This is a genomic window from Agrococcus citreus, from assembly GCF_039527715.1.
Lineage (GTDB): Bacteria > Actinomycetota > Actinomycetes > Actinomycetales > Microbacteriaceae > Agrococcus > Agrococcus citreus.
In genome coordinates, this window is record NZ_BAAAKK010000004.1 from 2,092 (window position 1) to 19,915 (window position 17,824).

Annotated in this window: 17 protein-coding genes; all 17 read right to left on the reverse strand. The window is 71.4% G+C overall.

The window, feature by feature from the left end:
• Positions 1–265: 265 nt before the first annotated feature.
• Positions 266–691 (reverse strand): DUF1801 domain-containing protein, encoded by a 426-nt coding sequence (locus tag ABD106_RS07065; protein WP_343918813.1) that lies wholly within the window; start codon positions 689–691, stop codon positions 266–268.
• Positions 692–733: 42 nt separating this feature from the next.
• Positions 734–1,501: a hypothetical protein gene (locus ABD106_RS07070; RefSeq protein ID WP_343918815.1), complete on the reverse strand. Its 768-nt coding sequence runs from the start codon at positions 1,499–1,501 to the stop codon at positions 734–736.
• Positions 1,502–1,572: 71 nt separating this feature from the next.
• The gene (gene tuf / locus ABD106_RS07075; protein ID WP_343918817.1) at positions 1,573–2,766 is read right to left on the reverse strand and encodes an elongation factor Tu; all 1,194 of its coding nucleotides are present in this window, start codon (positions 2,764–2,766) and stop codon (positions 1,573–1,575) included.
• 149 nt (positions 2,767–2,915) lie between these two features.
• Positions 2,916–5,030: an elongation factor G gene (fusA, locus tag ABD106_RS07080; protein ID WP_343918819.1), complete on the reverse strand. Its 2,115-nt coding sequence runs from the start codon at positions 5,028–5,030 to the stop codon at positions 2,916–2,918.
• Positions 5,031–5,121: 91 nt separating this feature from the next.
• Positions 5,122–5,592 (reverse strand): 30S ribosomal protein S7, encoded by a 471-nt coding sequence (gene rpsG / locus ABD106_RS07085; protein WP_072315044.1) that lies wholly within the window; start codon positions 5,590–5,592, stop codon positions 5,122–5,124.
• Complete coding sequence (gene rpsL, locus ABD106_RS07090; RefSeq protein ID WP_021010916.1) at positions 5,592–5,966, reverse strand: 30S ribosomal protein S12; 375 nt, start codon at positions 5,964–5,966, stop codon at positions 5,592–5,594. The genes rpsG and rpsL overlap by 1 nt, the downstream gene beginning before the upstream one ends.
• Positions 5,967–6,200: 234 nt before the next feature.
• Positions 6,201–6,896 (reverse strand): hypothetical protein, encoded by a 696-nt coding sequence (locus ABD106_RS07095; RefSeq protein ID WP_343918824.1) that lies wholly within the window; start codon positions 6,894–6,896, stop codon positions 6,201–6,203.
• Positions 6,893–7,255: a hypothetical protein gene (locus tag ABD106_RS07100; protein ID WP_343918826.1), complete on the reverse strand. Its 363-nt coding sequence runs from the start codon at positions 7,253–7,255 to the stop codon at positions 6,893–6,895. Before ABD106_RS07100 ends, ABD106_RS07095 begins: the two co-directional genes overlap by 4 nt.
• Before the next feature lie 10 nt (positions 7,256–7,265).
• Entirely contained in the window at positions 7,266–8,975 is a 1,710-nt protein-coding gene (locus ABD106_RS07105) for a hypothetical protein (protein WP_343918828.1), read from the reverse strand.
• A complete protein-coding gene (locus tag ABD106_RS07110; RefSeq protein ID WP_343918830.1) occupies positions 8,972–9,247 on the reverse strand; it encodes a hypothetical protein in 276 nt (91 codons plus the stop codon). Before ABD106_RS07110 ends, ABD106_RS07105 begins: the two co-directional genes overlap by 4 nt.
• A gap of 102 nt (positions 9,248–9,349) precedes the next feature.
• Positions 9,350–9,985, reverse strand: coding sequence for a hypothetical protein (locus tag ABD106_RS07115; RefSeq protein WP_343918831.1), 636 nt, complete (start codon positions 9,983–9,985; stop codon positions 9,350–9,352).
• The gene (locus ABD106_RS07120) at positions 9,982–10,608 is read right to left on the reverse strand and encodes a hypothetical protein (protein WP_343918832.1); all 627 of its coding nucleotides are present in this window, start codon (positions 10,606–10,608) and stop codon (positions 9,982–9,984) included. Before ABD106_RS07120 ends, ABD106_RS07115 begins: the two co-directional genes overlap by 4 nt.
• Positions 10,609–10,625: 17 nt before the next feature.
• Positions 10,626–11,861, reverse strand: a complete 1,236-nt coding sequence (locus ABD106_RS07125) for a hypothetical protein (protein ID WP_343918834.1) — start codon at positions 11,859–11,861, stop codon at positions 10,626–10,628.
• Positions 11,862–11,896: 35 nt separating this feature from the next.
• Entirely contained in the window at positions 11,897–12,199 is a 303-nt protein-coding gene (locus ABD106_RS07130) for a hypothetical protein (RefSeq protein ID WP_343918836.1), read from the reverse strand.
• Positions 12,200–12,345: 146 nt separating this feature from the next.
• Complete coding sequence (locus tag ABD106_RS07135) at positions 12,346–12,633, reverse strand: WXG100 family type VII secretion target (protein WP_343918838.1); 288 nt, start codon at positions 12,631–12,633, stop codon at positions 12,346–12,348.
• A 179-nt stretch (positions 12,634–12,812) separates the two neighbouring features.
• On the reverse strand, positions 12,813–13,100 hold the full coding sequence (locus ABD106_RS07140; protein ID WP_343918838.1) for a WXG100 family type VII secretion target: 288 nt from the start codon (positions 13,098–13,100) through the stop codon (positions 12,813–12,815).
• Positions 13,101–13,211: 111 nt separating this feature from the next.
• A complete protein-coding gene (locus tag ABD106_RS07145; RefSeq protein ID WP_343918840.1) occupies positions 13,212–17,819 on the reverse strand; it encodes a type VII secretion EssC family protein in 4,608 nt (1,535 codons plus the stop codon).
• Positions 17,820–17,824: the final 5 nt, after the last annotated feature.

Sequence of the window (17,824 nt, forward strand, 5' to 3'; positions counted from 1 at the left end):
GGCCCGAGCCGCTCGCCCCAGGCCCGCTCGGCGGCGTCGAGGCGCGCGTCGCGAGCCTCGGCGGTGATGTCGGTGACGGATGCGGTGGTCGTGCTCATGGGATCTCCTCGGGTTGGGAGCCCCCACGCTCCCAGCGCCGACGGGCGACCGCACCATGCGTGCGTCACGCTGCGTCGCACGGCGTCGCGGACCGTCACACGCTTGCGCGACCGTGCGCGCTGCGGCATGGGCGGCCTGTGCCCGCCCGGGCGCTCGTCGCTCCCCGTCAGCGCGCGGGATCGTCCTCGCGGCTCCACGCGATGCGGATCAGCCGTCGCAGCACGTCCTCGTCGACCTGCTCGAGCCGCTTGACGTAGACGCAGCCGGCACCCTCGGTGTAGCCGCCCAGCTCCGGCAGGAGCGCGGCGCCCTCCGGCTGGTCCTTGAGGCCGTACAGCGTCAGCGCGCGCTTCCTGGGCGAGAAGGCGACCTTCGGCCAGTCGCCCTCCGCCGTCGACGTGCGCGACGCGGAGACGTAGTGGAAGGAGCCGAAGCCGACCATCGACGGCCCCCACATCACCGGCTCCACGCCGGTCTCCTCGCGCATGATGGTCGCGAGCCGGTGCCCCTCCTCCACGCGTCGCGCCGGCTGCGCCGCATCGAGGAAGTCGGGCACGCTCGCGTCGGTCGGCTTGGTCTTCGGCTCTGCCATGGCTCCATCCTCCGCGCCATGACGACGCGCGTCCAGCCGCGGTCAGCCGCGCATGGCGCTCAGCCGGGCAGCGACCGCTGCGGCGAGCCCGGCGGGCCACCACGAGCGCGTCCCCGCGACGCGCTCCGCGAGCTGGGCGAGCTCGAGGGCGGCAGCGGCATCGCTGCGGGCGAGGATCCGGTCGAGCGCCGCGGCGAGCGAGGGGTCGCTCCGCTCGACGCGGCGCCACGGGTCCTGCGGATCGCCGAGCGGGCGCCCGGGCTCCGCGACCATCGACGCCAGTGCGAGCAGCGCCCCCGCGGCATCGACGAGGTGGCGCCGCGCGACCAGCCGCTCGCCGCGCGCCGCGCGCCCGCCGCCGACGAGCAGCGAGCGGTGCAGGCCCGTGGCGATCGTGCGCGGGTCGCGGTGCGGCGGCTCGAGCGTCGGTCGGATCCGCGCATCCAGGTCGCCGACGCGGTCGACCGCGATGCGATGGGCCCCGCTGCGGCTCGCCGAGAGCTCCTCGAGCGTGAAGACGGCGTACTCGAGCAGGTGGCCGTCGCCGTAGACGACCCACGCGCCGTGCGCGGTGTCGCGCTCGTGCAGCACCACCGTGGCCGAGCGCGCGGGCAGCCACGCGCTGCTCGCTCGCAGCGCTGCGGCGACCCGCGGCTCGACGATGACGAAGAAGTCGTGGTCGCTCCAGTCGTCGGGCGGATGCGTCGTCGCCGCCGTGCTGCCGAGCAGCAAGAGCCCGAGCACGCCGTCGGCCGCTGCCGCCCATCCGGCAAGCCTGTCGGAGAAGCCCTCGAACTCGTCGCGCAGCACGCTGCGACGATAGCGCGCACGACGAAGGGGGCCCGGCCGAAGCCGGACCCCCTCGTGCAGCAGTCAGATGACTACTTGATGATCTTCGTGACCGTGCCGGCGCCGACCGTGCGGCCACCCTCGCGGATGGCGAAGCCGAGGCCCTCCTCCATGGCGATCGGCTGGATCAGCTCGACCGTCATGTCGGTGGTGTCGCCGGGCATGACCATCTCGGTGCCCTCGGGCAGCGAGATGACGCCGGTGACGTCGGTGGTGCGGAAGTAGAACTGCGGGCGGTAGTTCGTGAAGAACGGGTTGTGACGGCCGCCCTCGTCCTTGGCGAGGATGTACGCCGTGCCCTCGAAGTTCGTGTGCGGCGTGACCGAGCCCGGCTTCACGACGACCTGGCCGCGCTCGACGTCCTCGCGCTTGGTGCCGCGGAGGAGCAGACCGCAGTTCTCGCCGGCCCATGCCTCGTCGAGCTGCTTGTGGAACATCTCGATGCCCGTGACCGTGGTCTTCTGCGTCGCGCGGATGCCGACGATCTCGACCTCGGAGTTGATCGCGAGCGTGCCGCGCTCGGCGCGACCCGTCACGACCGTGCCACGGCCGGTGATGGTGAAGACGTCCTCGATCGGCATGAGGAAGGGCTTGTCGCGGTCGCGGACCGGGTCCGGGATGTTGTCGTCAGCGGCCTGCATGAGCTCGACGATCGCGTCGACCCACTTCTCCTCGCCCTCGAGCGCCTTGAGCGCCGAGACGCGCACGACGGGAGCGTTGTCGCCGTCGAAGTCCTGGCTCGAGAGCAGCTCGCGGACCTCGAGCTCGACGAGCTCCAGGATCTCCTCGTCGTCCACCATGTCCGACTTGTTGAGCGCGACCATCAGGTACGGCACGCCGACCTGCTTGGCGAGCAGCACGTGCTCGCGCGTCTGCGCCATCGGGCCGTCGGTGGCGGCGACCACGAGGATCGCGCCGTCCATCTGCGCTGCACCCGTGATCATGTTCTTGATGTAGTCAGCGTGACCAGGAGCGTCGACGTGCGCGTAGTGGCGCTTCGGCGTCTCGTACTCGATGTGCGAGATGTTGATCGTGATGCCGCGCTGGCGCTCCTCGGGAGCGGAGTCGATCGACGCGAAGTCGCGCTGCACGTTGGTGGCCGACGGGTACTTGTCTGCCAGGACCTTCGAGATCGCAGCCGACAGCGTCGTCTTGCCGTGGTCGACGTGACCGATCGTTCCGATGTTGACGTGCGGCTTGGTCCGCTCGAACTTGGCCTTAGCCACTGTGTCCTCCTAGGACTGTTCTCATGATTGCACCGCCGCGTCGCGGCAGAGCGTTCGGGTGGTAGTGATCAATGGTACTTCCGTCGCGGGTCTCAGCGAAAACCGCGGGTGGGCGGTGCCCCGGGGCGGCCTCACAGCCGCCCCGAAGGTCACTCGCCCTTGCTCTTCTGGACGATCTCGTCCGAGACTGCGCGCGGCACCTCGGCGTAGGTCGAGAACTCCATGGAGTAGACGGCACGGCCCGAGGTCTTCGACCGCAGGTCGCCGACGTAGCCGAACATCTCGGACAGCGGCACGAGGGCCTTGATGACCTTCACGCCCTGCGCGTCGTCCATCGACTGGATCTGTCCGCGACGCGAGTTCAGGTCGCCGATGACGTCGCCCATGTACTCCTCGGGCGAGCGCACCTCGACGGCCATGATCGGCTCGAGCAGCACGGGCTGCGCCTTGCGGGCAGCCTCCTTGTAGGCCATGGAGCCGGCGATCTTGAACGCCATCTCCGACGAGTCGACGTCGTGCGCGGCGCCGTCGAGCAGCGTCGCCTTGATGCCGACCGTCGGGAAGCCTGCCAGCACGCCGACCTGCATGGCGTCCTGCATGCCCGCGTCGACCGAGGGGATGTACTCGCGAGGGATGCGACCGCCGGAGACCGCGTTCACGAACTCGTAGCTCTCCTCGCCCGACAGGTCGAGCGGCTCGAGCTTGATCTGGATCTTCGCGAACTGGCCGGAGCCACCCGTCTGCTTCTTGTGCGTGTAGTCGAACTTCGCGACGGTGCCCTTGATGGTCTCGCGGTACGCGACCTGGGGCTTGCCGACGTTCGCCTCGACCTTGAACTCGCGCTTCATGCGGTCCACGAGGATGTCGAGGTGGAGCTCGCCCATGCCCTTGATGACCGTCTGACCCGTCTCCGGGTTGTTCTCGGTCCGGAAGGTGGGGTCCTCCTCCGCGAGCTTCTGGATCGCGAGGGAGAGCTTCTCCTGGTCGGCCTTCGTCTTCGGCTCGATGGCCACCTCGATGACCGGTGCCGGGAACGTCATCGACTCGAGGACGACCTGGTTGGCCGGGTCGCTCAGCGTGTCGCCGGTCGTCGTGTCCTTGAGGCCGATCACCGCGTAGATGTGGCCCGCGGTCATCGACTCGACCGGGATCTCCTTGTTGGCGTGCATCTGGAAGATCTTGCCGATGCGCTCCTTCTTGCCCTTGGTCGAGTTCGCGACCGCGGCACCGGAGGGCACGTGGCCCGAGTAGACGCGCACGTACGTGAGGCGACCGAAGAACGGGTGCACGGCGACCTTGAACGCGAGCGCCGCGAACGGCTCCTCGCGGTCGGCGTGGCGCTCGATGATGACCTCCTCGTCGCGGACGTCGTGGCCGGGGATGGCCGGGACGTCGAGCGGCGTGGGCAGGTAGTCCACGACGGCGTCGAGCATCGGCTGCACGCCGCGGTTCTTGAACGCCGAGCCGCACAGGACGGGGTAGATCTCCGAGGCGACGGTCATCTTGCGGATGGCGGCCTTGATCTCGGCGACCGAGAGCTCCTCGCCCTCGAAGTACTTCTCCATGAGCGCGTCGTCCGTCTCGGCGACGGTCTCGAGCAGCGCCTTGCGGTACTCCTCGGCCTTCTCCTTGAGGTCGGCCGGGATCTCCTCGATCGCGTACTCGGCACCCATCTTGACGTCACCCTTGGAGTCGCCTCGCCAGGTCTTCGCCTTCATCTCGACCAGGTCGACGATGCCCTCGAACGCGCTCTCGGAGCCGATCGGCAGCTGGATGACCAGCGGCCGGGCGCCGAGGCGGTTGATGATCGTGTCGACCGTGAAGTAGAAGTCGGCACCCATCTTGTCCATCTTGTTGACGAAGCAGATGCGGGGCACGTCGTACTTGTCGGCCTGGCGCCAGACGGTCTCGGACTGGGGCTCGACGCCCTCCTTGCCGTCGAACACCGCGACCGCGCCGTCGAGCACGCGGAGGCTGCGCTCGACCTCGACCGTGAAGTCGACGTGGCCGGGCGTGTCGATGATGTTGATCTGGTTGTTGTCCCAGAAGCAGGTCACCGCAGCGGACGTGATCGTGATGCCGCGCTCCTGCTCCTGCTCCATCCAGTCGGTCGTCGAGGCGCCGTCGTGGGTCTCGCCGATCTTGTGGTTGACGCCCGTGTAGAACAGGATGCGCTCGGTCGTCGTGGTCTTGCCGGCATCGATGTGGGCCATGATGCCGATGTTGCGGACCTTGTTCAGGTCGGTGAGCACGTCCTGTGCCACAGGGTTCCTCCGATGAGTGGATGGAGCGGGGGTAGTTGCGGTTGTCGCACCGGTGCGCTCCCGGCCGTGGGCCGGGAGCGCACCAGGGCCATCACCAGCGGTAGTGCGCGAAGGCCTTGTTCGACTCGGCCATCTTGTGCGTGTCCTCGCGGCGCTTCACAGCGGCGCCGAGGCCGTTGGATGCGTCGAGAATCTCGTTCATGAGGCGCTCGGTCATGGTCTTCTCGCGACGAGCCTTGGCGTACGAGACGAGCCAGCGGAGCGCGAGCGTGTTCGCGCGGTGCGGCTTGACCTCGACGGGGACCTGGTAGGTCGAGCCGCCGACGCGGCGCGACTTCACCTCGAGGGTCGGACGGATGTTGTCGAGACCCTTCTTGAGCACGACGACCGCGTCCTGACCGGACTTGGTGCCGACGCCGGCGAGGGCGCCGTAGACGATGCGCTCGGCGAGACCCTTCTTGCCGTCGAGGAGGATCTTGTTGACGAGCTGCGAGACGATCGGTGCGCCGTAGACGGGGTCAGCAACGACCGGGCGCTTGGGGGCGGGACCCTTGCGAGGCATTACTTCTTCTCCATCTTCGCGCCGTAGCGGCTGCGAGCCTGCTTGCGGTTCTTCACGGCCTGGGTGTCGAGCGCGCCGCGCACGATCTTGTAGCGCACACCGGGGAGGTCCTTCACACGACCGCCGCGGACGAGCACCATCGAGTGCTCCTGGAGGTTGTGGCCCTCACCGGGGATGTAGGCGGTGACCTCGGTGCCGTTCGAGAGCTTCACGCGGGCGACCTTGCGGAGCGCCGAGTTCGGCTTCTTCGGGGTGGTGGTGTAGACGCGGGTGCAGACGCCGCGCTGCTGGGGGTTCGCCTTGAGCGCGGGCGCCTTGGTCTTCGAGACCTTCGGCGACCGACCCTTGCGGACCAGCTGCTGGATAGTGGGCACGTTGCTTCTTCCTGCTGCACGGTGACAGCGATTCGATGTGGTTCGCCGGCTTCGCCGGCTCCATCGGTGCATCCACCGCGCGCTCTCGCGCACTCCTCGCGGGTGGTGGATATGCCGTGGGGGATCGCGGACTCGAGTCCGCGGCCCAAGTGCTGCCCGCCCGAGCCCCGCGCATGACGCAGGGCGCGCGTGTGCGCACACCCGATCAAGGATAGGGCCACCGCGGCTGCACGGTCAAGCGTCGGCCCGCAGCTCCTCGGCGAGTCCGCCCGTGGGCTCGAATCGGGCGGCGAGCGCGATCGCGTCGCCGAGCGCGAGCAGCAGCGCGGCGGGGGCGAGCAGCGGGAGGTCGAGGTGCAGCAGCGCCGCCCGCCGCTCCCCCGGCACGGTCAGCCAGTAGTCGATCGTGAGCGAGGGCACGGTGTTGGCCGCAGACACGGTGCCGGCCGCAGGCGCGGTGCCGCTCGCAGGCGCGTTCCCCGTCGACGCATCCGCCTGCACGTCGCGCACGGCGGGTCGGCGCAGGATCCGCGAGCGACCGGCCGCGAACACGCGATCGTCGTCGCCCGGCGTCGCCGTGCCGCCCGCCGGCTCGTGCGCGGCGCGCAGCACGAGCGGCACGAGCGCGGCGAGCACGACGTCGGCGTCGGCGCTCTCGGCCGGCACCGGCAGGCCGGGGTAGACGGATGCCACGGCCGGCATGGGCACGTCGGGCTCGAGGGCGAGCCCCAGGTGCAGCTGCTCGGCCCCGCCCGCCCCGGCGCGCTCGAGCGCCGCCTCGAGCCGGCGGCGCAGCGCGATGCGCGTGCCGGCCCGGTCGTCTCGGCCGCCGACGAGCTCGGTAGCGAGCTCGCGGATGCGCTCCCCCGCGGCCGGATCGCCGAGCGGCATCCGGAACCAGCGCCCGGGCAGCGCGAGCACGAGCCTCACGCGCCTCCCGCCTGCCGCGTCTGCGCGCCGAGCAGCACCTCGTCGCCGGCTGCCGCGGCGCCGTCGAGCGCTGCCGCGGCGATCACCGCGCGCGCCTCGATCGGACGGCGCACGCCGTCGGCGCCGTCGACGACGATCGCGAGGCTCGTGCGGATCGCGGGGCCGTGCCCGGCGCGCAGGGCGTCGAGCGCCGCGCGCGCGACCGCGCCGACCGCATCCGCCCCGTCGCCGTCGGCGACGGTCACGTGCACGCGTGCGGACCGACGCCCTGGGAACCCGTCGACGACGACCGCCGCCTCGACCGCGAGCACGCCCGGCAGCGCCGCGACGGCCGCCTCGACAGCGGCGTCCCTCCCCACCGACGCCATCTCACCGGCCTCGCACGAAGATCGAGGCGTGCGCGCGCTCGACGCCCGTGAAGTAGCGGTCGAGGTCGTGGAGGGCCATCCACGTCGCGGCGGTCGAGCCCGCGAGATCGCCCTGCTGCTGCATCGTCAGCTGGTACGCGAGCCCGTCGTGCGACACCGCCCCCGTGCCGTCGGGGGCGACGGAGCGCACGACCGTGCGGTTCGGGTCGGTGTCGAAACGACGCTTCGCCGGGTCCTCGGTGAGGGGCACGGGGTCGGCGCCGAGCTGGAGGGCTGAGCCGTCGAACGCGCCACCGCCGCCGTGCTCGAAGGCGAGCACCGGGATGTGGGTCGGCACGGGCGCGTCGTCGATGCTCGCGCCGGCGACGATGACCGCGTCGATGTCGAAGTCGGCGGCGAAGCCTGGATCGGCGGCGAGGTTCGCGGCCGTGATGCCGCCGAGGCTCCAGCCCGACAGCAGCACGCTCGCGCCCTCCGGGACGCCGGCCCGGTCCATCGCCTCGCGCACCGCGAGCTCGAGGCCCGTCGGCTCGGTGCCGAGCTTCGCGGCGGCATCGCCGTGGATGTCGTTGAGCGACGGCGACCCGGGCATCCACGACTGCGTGCTGGGGATGCTGACGCGGTAGACCGTGCCGCTGCCGGTCGTCACGGCGGTGACGGTGATCATCGTCGACGCCGACGGGTCGAGCTCGCCCGGCCCGCCCGCGTGCGCGTCGGCGGCGCGGTTGGCCGCCTGCAGCCGCGCCAGCCGGTCGCCCGCGCTGCCGGCGGCGCTCGAGGTCGGCGGCAGCTCGCCGTGCCAGACGAGCACCGGCGTGCCGCGGTCGCCCTCGACGAGCCAGTCGACCATGCCGGGGAGGGTCGCGACGGCCCACGCGAGCACGCCGGCCACGAGCGCCGCCTCGAGCGAGCCGGTGCGCACGAGGGTGCGCACGAACGCGGCCGCCCCGCCGTTCGCGACCCAGGTCGCGAGCACGAGCAGCGCGAGCCCGCCGAGCAGCAGGCCGACGAGCCCCGTCGTCGCGAGCACGATCGCGAGCGCCGCGGCGACGAGCACGGCGATCGACAGCAGCACCCAGGCCGCGAGCGACTGCAGCAGCTCGAGGAGCGCGTCGGCGACCGCGTCGAAGCAATCGCTGATCGCGCCGCGCACGTCGTCCCAGAAGGAGTCGTCGAGCGCGGAGCCGACGAGCTCGTGGACGATGCGCGCCTCCGCTCGCTCGGCCGCATCCTCCTTGCGGTCGCGGGCGGCGCGCCATGCCGCCTCGGCATCGTCGCGCGCCGCGAGATGCGCCACCTCGACGGCGTGCTGCGCGGCGATGCGCGCGGCCCGCGCGTCCGCATCCCCGTCGTCGAGCGCGAGCGCCGCGAGCCGAGCCCGCTCGGTCGCCGCCGCATCCGCACCCGCGTCGGCCGCGTCCCACCGCTCGATCGCCTCGTCGGCGAGCGCTTGCGCGGCGCGCAGCTCCTCGGCGTAGTCGACGAGCGCGAGCCCGGTCATCTCGTAGCGCGACGACGCGAGCGCAATCTTCTCCGACACCTCCCCCGCCGTGTCGCGCACGCGCTCGAACGCCCTCGCGACCGTCTCGTCCTCGTCGCGGATCACCGCGAGGTGCTCGATCGCCTGCTCGATCGCGGCGGCCGTCCGCACGTACGCCTCCCCGTGGCCCTCGACGGCGGCCCAGTGCCCCGACAGCCCCTCGAGGCTCAACCGTCGGCCGCCAGTCGCGCGTCGGTCGCGCGGAACGCGGCGGCGATGTCCTCGACCGATCGGGCGAGCTGCTCCGCGGACTCGCGGATGCGCTCGCGGTTGTCGTCCCAGCTGTCGGCGAACGTGCGGATGCGTGCCGCGAGCCCGTCGTGGCCCACCGCTGCCGCAGCCGCCTCGCTCGTGGCGTCGGTGCCCGCGAGCTGCAGCGCGACGAGGTCGAGGCGGCTCACGGCGCCGTCGAGCACCGCGTAGGTGATCCTGATGTCGCTCATCGCGCCTCCCGGCGGCCGCCATCGGCCACTCGCGACGCTACGGCCGTCGGCACCGACGCAGAATGGGCAGGACTGCCCATCGCGGCGGCTCGACGCAGCGCGTCAGTCGGTCGAGGCGTGCCAGGAGAGCGTCGAGACGCACGCGTCGAACAGCGCCCGCAGCAGGCGCAGCTCCTCCGCGTCGTCGTCGCCCTCCGCCGGCCAGAAGAGCGTGAGCGTCAGCTGCAGGGCTCGACGTCGCGCCGTGCCGGGGATGGGCGTGAGGTAGACGACGCTGCCCGCGACGACGCGGCTCGTGCCCTCCGTGAGCGTCTGCCGCTGCTCGAAGCGCACGAAGCGCTTGTCGCCGTGCAGCGGCGTCGCGCCGCGCTCGCGGATGGCCGAGACGACGACCTCGTCCATCGACAGCCCGACGGGCGGCGTGAGCACGGATGCCGTGAGCGACGCGGGCAGGAACGCCGCGTCGGGAGCGTCCTCGGCGGGTGCGAAGTAGCCGACCGCGCCCGCCCGCGCCAGGTTGGCGAAGGCCTCGAGCAGCGACGCGCGGATCTGCCCGAACAGCTCGGGGCGGTGCTGCTCCATGAGGCGCTTGCGCGTGCCGGCGATGAGCCGGTCGCGCTCCTCGTCGGTGACGGGCCGCCGCTCCCAGCCGGGCGGCAGGTGCAGCGAGAACTCGGGGTCCGCGGGTGCGCCGAGCGCCTCCCGCAGGCTCACGCGCTCGATCGTGCCCTCGGTCATGCCGTCTCCTCCGTCGACCAGGTGGTGGCGGAGCCGACGCGAGCGCCGGCGGGCTCGAGCGACCGCAGCCGCGCGCCGTCGGGACCGGTCACCTCGATGGCGTCGGCGAGACCGAGCACCATGGGCGCGACCACCGCGAGCATGTCGACCATCGTCGGCTCGAGCCGGACGAGCAGGGCCGCGTCGAGCCCCGAGCACACGAGGTCGATGCCCACGAGCTGGCCCTCGCCGTCGGGCGCGGGCACCGCGAACGCGCGCTGCACGCCGGGTCCGACCCCCGAGAGCTCGATGGGCGCGAGCTCTCCCGCGATGCCGTCCCACTCGCCCTCCGCGATGGGCGCGATCAGGGCGACGTGCACGAGCGCCGCGAACGGCAGCCGCATCGGCCACAGCTGGAAGCACAGGACGTCCTCGGGCTCGCGGCGCTCGAGCGCGTGCTCGAGCGCCGCGCTGACGAGCACCTCGTGCTCGGGCGCCCAGCGGTCGCCCCAGTCGGCGCGCAGCTCGTCGCGGGCCGCGTCGACCCAGCGCGAGCGAGCGGCAGGGTCGGGCTCGTCAGGGACGGGCAGCCAACCGGCAGCCGTCGAGCTCGCCGTGACGTGCCATCCCGAAGCGTCGACCATGCGATCGAACCTATCGGTCAGAACCCGAGGAACGGCAGCACGGGGAACTTCTCGCTCAGCCCCTCGGTGCCGGCGAACTGGGTGCCGTAGTTCGCGAGCTTGAGCGCGTTGCCGAACAGGCCGTGCGTGAAGTCGAACGCGCCGGGGATCCAGGTGATCGCCTCGAAGCCCTCGCCGAACGACTTCGACAGCTCGGCGAAGTCGCCGGGGGTCTTGCCCGTCAGCAGCCGCGTCATGACCGTGCCGAAGCCCTCGGGGTTGTTGAGCTGCCAGAGCGCGCCCGCACCGGATCGGAGTCCGGAGAGGCCGCCGCCGCCGAAGCGCGAGGCCATGCTGATGGTGCGAAGCTGCTGCGCCGCGGCGGAGTACGTCGAGGGCTTGAACGCACCGCCGGCGACGTCGGCGACGAAGGGCATGACGCCCGCCTTGCCCTGCGCGAGCTTGCCGATGCTGCCGAAGGGGATGACGCCGACGATCGCGAGCGCGAGGTCGAGCTTCCCCGCGTCGTTGCGCACGTACTGGTAGATCGTGAGCACGAGCGTCAGCACCGCGACGACCGCCGCGATCGCGGCGACGATCGGGCCACCGATGATGAGCGCCGCGACCGCGAGGATCATGCCCGCCACCTGCAGCACCTTCACGAGCCCGGCGACGAAGCCGTCGAGGTTGTCCCAGAAGGAGTCCTTGATCTTGCCCGCGAGCGTCTCGTCGATGTTGCCCGCAGCGGTGTCGAACGCCGACTCCCAGTGGTCGTAGTCGTTGTCGAAGCGCTTGGCCTCGGCCTCCCACGCGTCGAACGCATCCTTCTTGGCCTTGTCCTCCGCGGCCTGCTGCTCGGCCTCGGGGCTGTCGGCGTCGGGCTGGAACCAGCCGCCCGTGCCGCGCGGCTCGACCGAGCCCGGGAGCGCGATGTACGTCTCCCACAGCGACTGGCACGTGTCGACGTGGCCCTGGATCTGCGGCTGCTCGCGCTCGAGCGCGACGCCGTAGGCGTGCACGATGGGGCCCGTGGGCTTGTAGAGCTCGCCCGCCTCCTTGAGCCGGCCGTGCACGTCGCCGACGCCCTCGCGCAGCTTGTCGACCGCCTTGCCCTTGAGCCCGTCGGAGCCGTCGGAGACGGCCTGCAGCTGCGAGGCGCTGTCGAGCATCATCTGCCCGAGCTCCTCGATCTCGGTGCCGCGCTCCTTGATCGTCGTGGGGTCGCCGAACACGTACGCGATCGGCCGGCCAGCGGGGGAAGGGGGCATGAACATCGACATTCGAGGTCTCCTGATCGGGGCGGCAGGGCTCAGCCCTGCGCCGGCTCCATGCTGGCGGCGGTCTCGACGTCCCAGTCGGTGAAGCCCTGGATCACGCCCTCGACGTGCTCCTGCACCTTCTTGATGCCGTCGCGGAGCTCGTCGCGCTTGTCGTCCCAGCGGTCCTCGAAGTCCTCGACCGCCTCGCGCAGGTCGTTGCGGCCGTAGGGGTCGCCGATCGCGCTCTCGAGCACGTCCGCGCGCTTCTCCGCGCTGTCGAACTCCTCGACGATCTTCTTGAGCGCGTCGTTGAGGGTGGTGAGGTCAGCGAACTTGACCAGGACGTCGTTCATGGCTCTCCTCCTCGGAAGGGTGCTGGGTCAAACCTACGGACATGGGTGGGGCGCCGCGATGGGGAGAGGTCCCCACTGCCGCGTGCCCCGGAGCCGAAGGAAGGGGCCGACGTCGCGGTCGGCCCCTTCCGTCGTGGTGGGTCAGCTCAGCTGCCGGCCATCTGCTCGTCGAGCGACTGGATCGCCTGCATCATGCCGCGCAGCGCCTCGCCCATGTCGGAGATGCCCTCGATGGCCTGCTCCAGGCCCGTCGTCAGCTCCTCGTAGCCCTCGCCGAACTTGCCCGACGCGTGCTGCGTCTTGAAGTCCTCACCCAGCAGGGTGTCGACCTGGCTCTTGAGGTCCTTCAGGACCCCCGAGATGTCCTCGCGGCCAGTGTCGAGCTTGCCCGCCACCGACTCCATCTCAGAATATGATGCGCCGAAATCGCTCATTGGCGTCTCCTCATCGAATCGATCTGTGCAGCCCGACCGGACCGCGTGCTCCACAACCTACGGACCGCACGCTGGGAGCGCGATGGGCAGAGGTGCCCATCGATGCGCCCGGCCATGCGCCGGTCATGACGCACGAAGAGCCCGGCATCGCTGCCGGGCCCCCGTCGTGCTGCGTCAGCTCAGCTGCCGGCCATCTGCTCGTCGAGCGACTGGATCGCCTGCATCATGCCGCGCAGCGCCTCGCCCATGTCGGAGATGCCCTCGATGGCCTGCTCCAGGCCCGTCGTCAGCTCCTCGTAGCCCTCGCCGAACTTGCCCGACGCGTGCTGCGTCTTGAAGTCCTCACCCAGCAGGGTGTCGACCTGGCTCTTGAGGTCCTTCAGGACCCCCGAGATGTCCTCGCGGCCAGTGTCGAGCTTGCCCGCCACCGACTCCATCTCAGAATATGATGCGCCGAAATCGCTCATCGGTCTGTTCCCCTCATCGTTGCCGAATCATGGCCCAGCCGGACCATCCGCCGACCACGCTATGCGCGGGCACCGGCGCGCTCAATGGGGAGGACTCCCCATGCGCGCCCGTCACTCCGAGGCCGAGGCGGGTTCCGCGGCTCCCACCGGGACCTCCTCCTGGACGGCCGTCGATGCCTGCTCGAGCACCGGCGCCGGCGGTCGCGCGGCGCTGTCGGGCACGAGCGGCACCTGCACCGTGACCGCGCGGCCCTGCTGCACGAAGATGCCGCGCCCCTCCGGGAAGTCCGAGCGCTTGACCTTGGGGAACGGCACCTTGAAGACCGAGTCGCCGTCGTACGCGTCGGGCTTGAGGATGATGCCCTTGCGCCCCGCCTTGAAGTCGCCGATGAAGCCGTAGCCGCCCGTGACCTGCGTCACGTCGGCGTCGCCGACGAGCAGGTGGTCGCTGCGGTTGATCGCCTGGAAGAGCTCCTTGAGCGCGCGCTCCGCGTCGGAGTCGGCGAACTGCGGCACGTTCTCGACCACGATCATGATGCGGCCGGGGACGCTCTCGTCGGCGACGATCTCGGCGAGCTCCTTCGCGAGCTCCTTCGCCGCATCCGGTCGCGTCACGCTGCGCACCCACGGGCGCCAGTCCTGCAGCACCGAGCGACGGCCCGCGAAGTGGAAGAGCTTCACCGTCGGGTCGAAGCGCTCCATCGCGATCACGAGCGCCTTCATGGCGTTCGTCTTGCCCGCGCCCGGGGGGCCCGCGACGATGAACGTGCCGATGGGGTCGAAGTCGCGCGGCGCGAGCGTGTCCTCGGCGACGCCGATGACCGGGAAGTCGTCGACGCTGTCGGGCAGCTGCTCGAGCGAGAGGCGGGTCGGCAGCGCGCCGATCTCCTCGATGTCCTTCGCGCCGTGCTCGCGCAGCGACTCGGCGAGCTGTGCCATGAGCTTCGACTGCTCGACGACGTTCGACGTGCCGCCGAGCACCGCGACCTGCGTCTCGAGGCCGTCCACGATCGCGCGGCCCGGCGCCGACCGGTCGTCGAGCACGTCCTTGGGTGCGCCGACGAGCATGTAGCCCGACTCGTCCGACAGGCGCAGCACGACGCGGCGCGAGACGTTCGAGCTCACCGCGCTCGGCACGGCGCCGGAGCGGTCGGCGGTCGCGATGGCGTGGATGCCGAGCGGCCGGCCCTCGCCCAGGATGCGCATGAACACCTGGTAGAAGGGCGAGCGCGCGCTCGTGACCTCCCAGTCGGCCTTGAACTGCGGGAAGTTGTCGAGCAGCAGGAAGATGCGGCTCGCCTCGGGGTCGACGATGTCGCGGTACTCGCTGAGGTTCGCCGCGTTCGCCGCCGCGAACGCCTTGCCGCGACGGTCGAGCTCTCGGCCGAGCGATCGCAGCAGCCGCTGCACGCGCTCCGCGTCGTCGCCCGCGATGATCGAGCCGACGTGCGGCAGCACCTCGAGCGACTTGAGCGCACCCGAGGCGAAGTCGAGCCCGTAGACCTCGGCGGTGCCGAGCTCCGGCCGCATGCCGGCAGCCGTGCCGATGGTCTTCAGGAGCGTCGACTTGCCCGATCCGGAGGTGCCGTAGACGAGCATCGAGCCGTCGCGGTCGGGGTGGAAGTACACGGCGTCCTGGCGCTGGCGCTCCGGGATGTCGGCCTTCCCGAGCACGATCCTCGCGTCGCCCTCGATCGGCAGGTCGCGCAGGTCGACAGTCGGCTCGAGGTCGTCGAGCCACGGTCGGCGCGGCGCCGGGATGCGAGCCTGCTGCGTCGCGGCGATGAGGGTGCGGACGATGCGCTTCTGGTCGTTCGGCCCGAGGTCCTCGTCGTGCGAGTCGGACTCGGGCGCGACGTCGGGCTCCCAGCGCTGCACCGAGCCGAAGCGCAGCTCCGCCACCTTGACGTCGGCGACCTGCACCTCGTCGGGCCGCGTCCATCCGCCCGCGTAGGCGGACTGGAAGGGCACGAGCCGCCCGGGGCCGGTCTTCGCGATGCCGCGACCGGGGAGCGAGGGAGGGAAGGATGCCGCGACGGGGTCGTCGACGACGTCCTTCGAGTCGGACTCGTCGGCCATGCGCAGCGCGACGCGCAGGTTGGTGTTCGCGCGCAGGTTGTCCTTGATGACGCCCGCGGGGCGCTGCGTCGCGAGGATGAGGTGGATGCCGAGCGAGCGGCCGCGCTGGGCGATGTCGACGACGCCGTCGACGAACTCGGGCACCTCGCCCGCGAGCGCCGCGAACTCGTCGACGACGAGCACGAGCGCGGGCGGCGTCTCGGGGTCCTGCCGCTTCTCGAGCTCGAGCAGGTCCTTCGCCTTCTTGCGGTTGAAGAGGTGCTCGCGGTGGTGCAGCTCGGCGCGCAGGCTCGTGAGGGCGCGGCGCACGAGGTGGGGGCTCAGGTCGGTGACGAGGCCGACGCAGTGCGGCAGCTCGACGCAGTCGGCGAAGGCCGAGCCGCCCTTGTAGTCGACGAAGAGGAACGTGACGCGGTCGGGGCTGTGCGCCGCCGCCATGCCCAGCACCCATGCCTGCAGGAACTCCGACTTGCCGGAGCCGGTCGTGCCGCCGACGAGCGCGTGCGGGCCCTGGGTGCGCAGGTCGAGCGTCATCGCGTCGGTCGCGCCCTGGCCCATGATGGCGCGCAGGCTGCCCGCCTTCTTGAGCCGCGGCTTCGCGCCGCCCGAGCGGTCGAGGATCGTGTTGCTCTGCCGCCAGCGGTCGATGACCGCGTTCGGGTCCTCGGCGAGCTCGGGGCCGACGAGCGACAGGAACGAGACCTGCTCGGGGATGTCGGAGGAGTCGTTGATCACGATGCTCGCGTCGACGACGGGGGCGAGCCGCTTCGCGAACATCTGCATGTACTCGCCCGAGACGCCCTCGACCCGCGCGCCCTCGTACTCGACGCCCGACCGCACCGTGCCGACGCGCGCGGCCTCGAGCCCGCCCGTGACGTCGACGAAGCTGCGGCACACCGCCGGGAGCGACTCGACGGTCGGGGCGACGAAGACGCCGTGCACGCCGACCTCGGCGCCGCGCTCCAGGATCTGCGTGAGCCGGGGCCGGTCGACCGGCGCGTCGTTCGTGACGACGAGCACGACCGACGTCTGGATCGCGCGCACGGTGTCCTTCGCCGCGCGCTCGACGTCGGAGCCGTACCGCATGGGATCCCAGTCCTCGTCGAACGGCGTCTTGCGGTCGGGCGAGGCCTGCTTCGACCGGCCCAGCACGAGCTCCTCGAGCGCGTTGAGCAGCGCCGTGCCGGCGGTCGCCGAGTCGGCGAGCGGCATCTCCTTGAACGGGCTCGTCTCGCTCGTCGTGTGCGGCAGCCACTTCATCCACTCGAGCTCGCTCGTCCACTCCGCGTCGCAGATCGCGACCGTGACGACCTCGTTGGGGGCGTGCAGGCCGTAGAGCTGCACGGCGAGGCCGCGCAGCGCATCCGCCGTCAGCGACTTGGGACCGGCGATGCCGATCGAGCCGACAGCCGGGAACGACTCGACGATCGGCACGTCGTCGACGAAGCGGTAGCGCTCGCGCAGCCGCTCGACGCGCTCGACGTACTCGGGCAGGCCGTCCTGGCCCTCCTCGTCCTTGATGCTGTTGCGCGACTCCGCGCGGCACGTGCCGAGCCGCACGGACAGGAAGTTCCAGTGCTCGGGCCTGCGGGTCCAGAGCATCGGGCCGAGCCGCATCGCGTGCTCGAAGACCTCGGCGACGGGCGGCACCTCCATGCCGCGGACCTGCTCCTCCTTGGGCTTCTCGCGGTAGAGGAGCTCCTCGAGCTCCTCGTACCGCGCCTCGAACATCTGCACCTCGAACTTGCGCTTCTGGCCGTTCTGCGTCTTCATGTTGATGAAGTTGCCGAGCAGCATGAGCGGCGTCATGAGGGCGATGATGATCGAGCGCGGGTTGTTCGTCATCGCGAACATCGCGCCGGCGAGCAGGATCGGCGTGACGAGCATCGGCCACGGGAAGAGCCGCTGGACGATCTCCTTCGGCATCCGCGGGCCCTTGAAGGCTGTGCCCGGGTAGCGCGCCTCGACGCGCGGGCTCCGGTTGAACATGAGCGCGCCGCCGCGCTCGAGCACGGGATCGGGGCCGGATGCGTCGAACGCGCCCGCGAGCGAGACGGCGAGCTCGGTGTCGCCGATCGTGAAGCGAGCGCCGGGGACGACGCGGAGGCGCGACACCGGTCCGCCGTCGACGAGCACGCCGTTCGCGGAGCCCCGGTCGACGACCTCGATGTGGGCGCCGACCTCGATGCGCGCGTGCCGCTTCGACACGAGCGGGTCGGCGAGCACGATGTCGTTCGACGCGTCGCGGCCGATGGTCGCGTGCCCGCGTCCGAGCTGGAACTCCTGGCCCGCGAGCGGGCCGCCGACGGCGCGCAGCACGGCCACGACCTCGAGCGCGGAGCCGGCCGGACCGCCGCGGCGCGCGCCGCCCGCGCCGAGGTTGACGACCTGCGTGTGGAAGCCGGAGCCGATCGGCGCCTCGCCGATGAGCGCGTCGGGCTGCAGCTGCACGAGCGACTGCTCGGTCGGCGGGGCGACGGCGAGCGTGAGCGTGTCGGCCTCGCCGAAGGGGATGGAGCGCGCCGGGTCGGCGAGCGCGATCTGCCGGGCGACGTCCTCGACGGTCGCGGTCGAGTCGGCGGTGATGACGACGTCGGTCGGATCGGCCACCGACCGGTGCAGGGTGAGCTTGACCTTCATCTGGG

Coding starts and splice junctions, on each gene's coding strand:
- ABD106_RS07125 (WP_343918834.1), bottom strand. CDS start 11,861: ATGTTCATGCCCCCTTCCCCCGCTGGCCGGCCGATCGCGTACGTGTTC.
- ABD106_RS07135 (WP_343918838.1), bottom strand. CDS start 12,633: ATGAGCGATTTCGGCGCATCATATTCTGAGATGGAGTCGGTGGCGGGC.
- ABD106_RS07065 (WP_343918813.1), bottom strand. CDS start 691: ATGGCAGAGCCGAAGACCAAGCCGACCGACGCGAGCGTGCCCGACTTC.
- ABD106_RS07145 (WP_343918840.1), bottom strand. CDS start 17,819: ATGAAGGTCAAGCTCACCCTGCACCGGTCGGTGGCCGATCCGACCGAC.
- rpsG (WP_072315044.1), bottom strand. CDS start 5,592: ATGCCTCGCAAGGGTCCCGCCCCCAAGCGCCCGGTCGTTGCTGACCCC.
- ABD106_RS07110 (WP_343918830.1), bottom strand. CDS start 9,247: ATGAGCGACATCAGGATCACCTACGCGGTGCTCGACGGCGCCGTGAGC.
- ABD106_RS07115 (WP_343918831.1), bottom strand. CDS start 9,985: ATGACCGAGGGCACGATCGAGCGCGTGAGCCTGCGGGAGGCGCTCGGC.
- ABD106_RS07120 (WP_343918832.1), bottom strand. CDS start 10,608: ATGGTCGACGCTTCGGGATGGCACGTCACGGCGAGCTCGACGGCTGCC.
- ABD106_RS07130 (WP_343918836.1), bottom strand. CDS start 12,199: ATGAACGACGTCCTGGTCAAGTTCGCTGACCTCACCACCCTCAACGAC.
- ABD106_RS07140 (WP_343918838.1), bottom strand. CDS start 13,100: ATGAGCGATTTCGGCGCATCATATTCTGAGATGGAGTCGGTGGCGGGC.